The following is a 7,342-nucleotide window of genomic DNA, read 5'->3' as shown; positions in this document are numbered from 1 at the left end:
CTTCCCTATAGACACTAGAGCGATGACAATCAATGCATTTAGCTATGTGTGCTATCGAAAAGCCCTGTTCTAACAGTACGGAAATCTGGTATCGTCTTGCTTCGGTCAATTGTTGATAATTCATGGTGATACTCTTTTACTTTGGCGAGATAAAGCGTACCACTTTTCAGCAGTTGGCTTCTTCTACACCTCGATTAGAGTGTCGCAGTTATTATCTGAATTCTGGGAGAAAGCACTTGGATGCCGTTGTGGAGCAGCTTGATGCACGTCAATGTCATCCTTTGTGATGTAGAAAAGACATCAAAGCTCATCACGGCCGAGTGTTCGTTCATTTTTATCACCATGACCGAGAGGGCCTTGAAGACATTTTGTTCTTAGCGTTGAAGCCATTGAGTAAGCGCCTTGATAAGTTACCATTGACGCGGGCTTTGTTGAAAAAGCTTGGATTGAAGTGAGTGTTGTATAGGCTACGCGCAAAGAGGTGAGCTTGTGGCGTCTGATTTACTTATATGATCTTTATCAGGCGTTAAGGCATCTGGGGTCGACTGCGCGCAATTCGTGCTTATGTTAAATCGGCAAGTTTACCCTGATTTATAGCCGTTTTAAGGCAAAATCGCCCGCAAATGTCGATTTATACGCATTTAATCGGCGATTTAGCGTTGCAACAGCATGAAAGTTTATAACCGTTTGTGGCTCACATTGCCCTTGGAATTGTCGAAGCGTCGCTTCATGCAAAAATGACACTACACCACCCATTTTGGATTGTTTTCTAATTGAAGCTCGGCTCGGCTGTCGGTGAGCACTGCCAATTGCGCTAACTGTTCATGGGTCAACAGAGTGCAATACGTTGAGCTAAAAATGGGGATAATTTGTGCCTCGACCATCACACGCTCAACACTATAACGGTGGTAACTACGCAGGTAACACCAGCGCTGTAATGATGAATATTGCACTAACACTGCCTGCAATGACGCGCGTGTGATGTCACGATTGCGGCTGCAGGCAAATAGCCCTGGGCGGATCATCTCCTTCATTCCCGCAAAATGGATCCTCAAACGCCTAGCAACCCACTTTTGCGATTTGTCTTCTTGTGGATCAAATACTTCATTATCTTCGACAAACTGTTTCACATCCTCAGCGGCCAGGTGGAGTGTTAATTGCTCATTGTAGCTGGCCAAGGCTATTCGAAATTTTCCCTGATGGATCCCCTCGAACAGTCGACTGAACTCGATGCCATACATCATAAGCAGTTTGTTAAAACTCTGTTCAGGGTAATAGGCACATTTATCTTGGCTAATACGTGTCTTAAACCAGCGATAAATTTGGCGCATATCATAAGTTCGGTGCCGTGAATTGGATAGGTGGTATAGGCTATCAAAATGGCCACTGTCCTCGAGAATACTCAGTTGAACAGCCGTTAAGTCGAGCAGCTGACGCAGGTAAAATGTACTCACTCGACACGCTAAAGGCACTGTAATGTGTGGATGTTTATCCACTCTGTCGTGCACGGTATAACTGGGCCATGTGGATTGGGTTTCAGCCACCTGAGCCGGTAAGCCATTCAGCTCACGCAAGCTGGTGAGGGGGGAGAGCACATGATGTTCACCAAAGAGGCTGAGATAGTGACGATCTTCGGCACATTGTTTGCCCCAAATCAGGTCAAAACGGCCTTGCAACAGGTGAAATGCATCGAGAATGTACTGACTGTCTAGACTCAATTTGTGGTTTGGTGGAAGGGGATCGAGATCGGTCGGATAAATCAGACGGGTGATTGCCCGATGCAATAAGTGCAACCGCTCCTCTGCGCCTTCTTCTTGTTCAATCCATTGTTGATAATCAACATCGATTTCATGGTTGGCGGGTAAAGTGGCCCAGGGTTGTTTGCACTGCAAACAGTGACTAAATAGATGCTGCTGCCAAGTGAGGGGATGCTGACAACAGGGACACTGATCAATGCGTTTACAACGATGTTTTACACAAAATAGCGCTGTCTTAAAGTGCTCGACATGACGCACGTACGGTGTGGTGCCGATGCAAATAGGACAAAATCTGGGGGAGTGTTGATAGAACATCCGCGCTGGCATGGACCTTGGGATCTCCTCCATGCGCGGTAGAAACTCCGAGTGGGGAAGGTGGGTTAATTGCACTAGGCGGTCAAGCGAGACATCCGGATCGATTTTGGTTTTCTTTATCCCCATGACCAATAAAAATTCGGCCATGGTTGACCAGCCATTGACGGTGGCTAGCCGACATAGGTAGGACGGCAGGGATTCGGCCTCATAGGGGCGCAATCTGATGGGTAATGTCACTGCACTCATGAAAAATACCACTTTTCTAATTGGTTGCTCGTGATTAAAAACGGACAATGTGAGATGTCATGATCAGCAATATCACGGAACGCGGTGGAAAAATCGAGTAACGTCGCCTTCTTACCGTCAAGGCTATTCTCGATCACAAACTCCAAAATTTTAATAATGATAGAAATTTTTCCGCGACTGGCGGCAAGGAGACGACGAGCAACATTCGGATCGATGAGATTAATGGTTTTGATTGGCATGAAAGACGCAATCGAGTGGAGAAATGAAACATACAGATCATAGGCCGTGTATTCCTCAGTGATGAGTTCATCAGTCATACTAAAAGGCTTGAGCGTCACCGATTTCGAAAATCGTCGTGCTAATTGCGGATCCATGCTCAATAGTTCTGTCGCGTCAGGCATACCAACGAGGACGACCGGACAGTTTGTTTCGGTCATCAGGTTTTTAACGAGATTGATAACTGGCCGCGTTTTTTTCTGGGCATTACGCTCAGTTAGATGTTGAATTTCATCAAAAATGATGATTTTTGTATCGAGCTCATGGATCAAGGTGGTGATCCGAGTGAACATACTGTTGGCGGTTCCTCTGTCTGGCGTCGGGCAACCCAAGACCTTCAGTAGTGCGGAGCACAAGCTTTTCACACTGGCATCCACAGGGGTCACGACATTGGCGACTGTTTTGTAGGAATGTGTTTCTGTTGCAGGTCGACTGAATCGTTGTTCAAACAGTCTCAGCGCTGTGGATTTACCAAGACCAGAATCGCCAACAATCATCAGCCCAGTCGGATTAAGGCCAGTTGTTTTCAGGCTGCGTTCTAATGCCGCAATCACTGCATTGCACTCAAAGTGGTAAACTGAACGAGATAAAAATGCTGTGGTGATAGGCTTTCGTTGAGGTTGATAGTGATCCATGTGTTATTCCTAGCTGGTTTGGTAATTGATTATTTTAGGGATCACGGCGGATTCTGGGACATCGCTGCCCGTCGGTTTTGCTGGCGATAATACCAGCGCTTGATGAGCCACTTTTTCACGTTTAGTTAACATGTTTTGAATAACATCTTGAGTCAGCGGTGTGTCCATGGACAACGCCTCATCGGCAAGATTGTGGCTCGTTTTCACGTCTCGAGCGGCTTTCTTTTTGCGATCGAGGGCCTGTTTTGTGATATCGTTGACCTTCAGTTCGCCTGCGTTAGGCATGAAAATTTTCTTGGTCATTTTCAGTTGCAGGAAGGTTTTTCCCCAAGCTAATTTGTTGGTGTTAGGCACAGTTAACACAGATTGGTTTAACGGGTTAATGACCATGATATTACTGGCGTTTAGCTCATCAACATAAAAAGTGACTTTGCCGCGATCACGACTATTCTTGTTTAATTGTTCAAAAAGGTTTCGTAATTCCATGGAATTAAAAAACTGATTTTTATACTGCAATCCCTTTAATTGCTGGAGTGTGCCTCGTTTTTGTTGCCGCAGGTAAAGATCAAATATCGCAACATTGGCAGGCACAATAGCCGGAGAATAGCGAATATGTGTGTTCCACATCGCTATTGGCGTTTGATTTCCTACTCCTGCATGCGCTTCTTGATGGTATATATCATTGATGAGAATACAGACAATCTTTTCGAATTCCTCGACCGTCAGGGTGGCATAGTGCTTTGCCGGGTGATCATAGGTGAAACCATCCGTTAATTTTCCGACATATCCAGGTATCCCCTTGAGTTTGTCGCGTAACGTACTATTAAAGCGTTCAATAAAACTGTGTTTCCAGGGCTGGCGTGACGGCCCAGCGATTCGATTGATCTTGAGTTGAGCTAATAGTGCGTCGAATGATTCATTAATGAATGCTGCGCCAGAATCGACGTACAGATCCATGGGCGTACCATGGCATGTCCATGGATTTTCCATAAAGGAATATTGTTGATTGGATTTGGGCAAAATGGCATGGCGTAATGCGCTCACCGCTGCATTAGTGGTTTCTCCTTCTTGGATACTGATATGCATTCCCATAATGCAGCGGCTAAAAGCATCAATCATCAAGAAAATGATCGGCTTCCCAACGATATCGCCATGTTGATCAACGAGATAAATACCGACGTGAACCGCATCCATTTCACATCTTTCAAATAGCCCATTGACCTGATATTGATGGTTTGCAGTGCGCAGATATTTATTTGCAGCGACCGAACCTTGCCGCCGCCTAATAATAACGCTTTCATCTAATTTTTTTATTTCTCTGTAAAATGTCGATTTTGATATCATTGGGCAGTCAAGTGCCATGCGCCTGTGTTGTTGCATAAGCGTTCGGTAACAATCCGCCGCGTTGGGGCCATTAAGAGTCAGATAAAAACTATCAATGACATCGTCGACGAGAGAACGCATCGCTGCATCGATTCTGCAGCTGAGTGTCAGGTTTGGATCGTGTTTTCTGGAGGCCAGCAGATAGATGAATTGTCTATTATTGTTTAGCCATTTTGAATACCAGCGCCGCAGTGTTGATGTTGATGGACGGCAATTCACCGGTTCATTTAATATCTCTCCGCAGGTCGAAATAGCCATATTGAGTGAACGTATTGCACCTGGGTATTCGAGTTTGTCTAGATAGTTTAGGTAGGTGTTATAACGCCGAAGATCAGCCTTCTGTTGTTCGTTTAGCCAAGATTGGTCAAGATTCAGATTTGTCTTAGGGAGGCTCAAACTTCCTAGTTGATATTCAGACAATAGCTGGTCAATCGATAACACCTGATGATGTTTGCTGTCCACAACCTCTAGTGTCACTAACGTGTCATCGAGCATGACTATCCGGTAGTCACGATTATTGCGACAAATAACCATATTGGCTTTAAAGATTTGTTGAGCCATAAGATCTTTCCAGATGAGTTAATGGGCTTAACATACAAGTTAAGTCGAATGTGTAGCATCGATTTGCTAATAGGATCATCGGATCATAAACATGACATTGATGAGATTCTGCCCAGCTAATGAGACCACAATATGTGATACGCGCGGGTAATTCTTGCATTACCTGCTGGCATTGTTCTGACAGCGTAAGTGACCGGTAATGATAGAGTTTTTTTAGATTTGCAATTGTACTGCCGACATAGATTTGTTCTTCAGTAACGAGCTTTAAACCATTGTCAGAGATGGCGGCAAAGGCTTTTGAGAGAATATCGAATTTTTCAATATTTTTTTGACTACCGAGTTTGTCTTTTGGTTTAATTTCCTCGAAATACACCCCTTTATGTTTATGTGAAATAATGAGATCAGGCGTATAACGTCTATTTTTTCCGTTGACGAGATATGTAAATGACGCCGGTTGGGTATTATATGCAATGACATCATCCTCAAACTCCAATAGCAATAATCGAGCAACTTCTAGTTCACTATCACAGAAACGTGTAGAATCATTTTTTTGTGAATGGAAATGAATGCGCGCCATCACTTTACTGTGTCGCGGAATTTTTCTGGGTTTCATATTAACCTCGCTTTATGGATAGATATACACATTAGTGATTCCAAATTATTGTGTAAATAAATATTTTTAGCGAACGCAAGAGAGGTTTGAATATTTGTTGAATATCGTAAATATGTTACCACCCATCGGCGCCTCAGGTTTTCATATTGACTTGTTTATATTTTTAACGAAAACACACGCTGTATTCGAGAGCAGTGACGAATGATGGTGTCAAAAATAAACAAAAATAAAATCATAAACTTATGAATTTCACACCTATTAATTCCATATTAAATTCGGATATTATTAATACTTTGACAGTGTGGTTAATTTAACTTTCCTTTTATTTTTCCGCGCACACTTAATTTTATTTGATATATATTTCAATAGTAATGTGTATTGCAGCGTAATATACAGCCTAAAGATATAAGCAGTTAATCGTCCAGAGTGAATTGTTATGCTAAAAAGTATTTTCAAACCTATGAATGCCGCTAAATATCTTGATGAACAGAAAATGATTATGACAGGGCTAATCATTGATGATTTTGCTACACTTGGAATGACACCTTTTACGAGAAGCGAACTAACCTTATGAACTCAACATCACTAAGTACCGAGTGCCTATTTAATAGGGCATGTGAAATTTATGGTGAGAAAACCCTCGCTGAAACACTGTTTAATAGTGAAATCCCAGTACTAGGTAACAATAAGCCCATCGCATTAATGCAAACACCAGAGGGCTGTAAATTAGTCAATGAATGGCTAAATAAAATAGAAGCAGGGGAGTATTCTTAGCCTTCAATAGTGCACTGAAACGGCCATGCTCACTTGCGATCCTACATCCCATTAAGCATGCCCTGTAACACAGGGCTATAAATGTCTGAGCTTTCTCGTAAGGTTTTTGCCTGAGCGATTATCAAAGGCCTTTTTGACCTGGCCAGATGAAAACCCCAAACACATGTTTTGCTACCTTTTTGATTATCAAACATTAATATCGCTATAACTCATTTGGAAGGGCGTCAGTCTAAGTCTGTTGGTGGTTGAAAAGGGATGCCCAGTTAGCTTGAAACAGCTTGAATGAGAAATGCGCCGTCATCACCCTTACAACATCGGTGTAGTGTTAATCGATTTAGTGAGCATAAACACCGCCGGTTAGATTTGTTCTACGCGCTAAAAGTTAACCCCGCGTTAATACAAATTCTTGATAGTAACAATCAGCGTTACGGCGCAGACACACACTTAATTGCTACTCAAGGTATCGCGCAAAAATGGAACACGCGGCCAGACATGCTCACACCACACTGTGCGCTGAAGAATCCCCTGATGATTTACAAATAAATCATCAAATTAGGGTGGAAGCGCATCTTGTTGCATGATCAAATGGTTTCGCTAAAAACTACACTTGGACAACAAGATGCGCGAAGCCAATATCCTACAACATTCTTTACACCAATACTGCCCAGAACTTCACCTAAAACGATTAAACAGCTTGATGCTGGCCTCTAAGGCACTGATTGAATGTAAGACACTGACCTTGACTGAGTTAGGTCGAAATCTTGACTGAGTTAGGTCGAAAT

General features: G+C 43.1%; 7 protein-coding genes and 1 pseudogene. 3 read left to right on the top strand and 5 right to left on the bottom strand.

What is annotated here, in order from left to right; genetic code table 11:
* The 5 genes from L5M10_RS22790 to L5M10_RS22770 form a co-directional block, all read right to left on the bottom strand.
* A partial coding sequence (locus L5M10_RS22790; RefSeq protein WP_263256010.1) for a helix-turn-helix domain-containing protein occupies positions 1 to 124 on the bottom strand: 124 nt, incomplete at its 3' end.
* Positions 125 to 743: 619 nt separating this feature from the next.
* Positions 744 to 2,318 carry a TniQ family protein gene (locus L5M10_RS22785; RefSeq protein WP_263256009.1) on the bottom strand — a complete coding sequence of 525 codons (1,575 nt, stop codon included), beginning with the start codon at positions 2,316 to 2,318 and terminating at the stop codon, positions 744 to 746.
* Positions 2,315 to 3,229, bottom strand: a complete 915-nt coding sequence (locus tag L5M10_RS22780; RefSeq protein WP_006087149.1) for a TniB family NTP-binding protein — start codon at positions 3,227 to 3,229, stop codon at positions 2,315 to 2,317. The genes L5M10_RS22785 and L5M10_RS22780 overlap by 4 nt, the downstream gene beginning before the upstream one ends.
* Before the next feature lie 9 nt (positions 3,230 to 3,238).
* The gene (locus tag L5M10_RS22775) at positions 3,239 to 5,173 is read right to left on the bottom strand and encodes a DDE-type integrase/transposase/recombinase (protein WP_263256008.1); all 1,935 of its coding nucleotides are present in this window, start codon (positions 5,171 to 5,173) and stop codon (positions 3,239 to 3,241) included.
* Positions 5,154 to 5,786: a TnsA endonuclease N-terminal domain-containing protein gene (locus L5M10_RS22770; protein WP_006087147.1), complete on the bottom strand. Its 633-nt coding sequence runs from the start codon at positions 5,784 to 5,786 to the stop codon at positions 5,154 to 5,156. Before L5M10_RS22770 ends, L5M10_RS22775 begins: the two co-directional genes overlap by 20 nt.
* 570 nt (positions 5,787 to 6,356) lie before the next feature.
* Here L5M10_RS22770 and L5M10_RS22765 point away from each other — a divergent pair.
* The 3 genes and pseudogenes from L5M10_RS22765 to L5M10_RS22760 all read left to right on the top strand — a co-directional run.
* A complete protein-coding gene (locus tag L5M10_RS22765) occupies positions 6,357 to 6,560 on the top strand; it encodes an MbcA/ParS/Xre antitoxin family protein (RefSeq protein ID WP_006087145.1) in 204 nt (67 codons plus the stop codon).
* Positions 6,561 to 6,842: 282 nt separating this feature from the next.
* The gene (locus L5M10_RS24250) at positions 6,843 to 7,103 is read left to right on the top strand and encodes a DUF4113 domain-containing protein (RefSeq protein ID WP_411569348.1); all 261 of its coding nucleotides are present in this window, start codon (positions 6,843 to 6,845) and stop codon (positions 7,101 to 7,103) included.
* Positions 7,104 to 7,179: 76 nt separating this feature from the next.
* Positions 7,180 to 7,323 (top strand): annotated as a pseudogene (locus tag L5M10_RS22760) (IS4 family transposase); the annotation flags it as partial.
* Between the last annotated feature and the right edge of the window lie 19 nt (positions 7,324 to 7,342).

This window comes from Shewanella sp. SM32 (assembly GCF_025654235.1).
GTDB classification, from domain to species: Bacteria; Pseudomonadota; Gammaproteobacteria; order Enterobacterales; family Shewanellaceae; genus Shewanella; species Shewanella oncorhynchi.
Note: the sequence above shows the minus strand (reverse complement) of the source record. Positions and strands in the feature narration are given on the sequence as shown.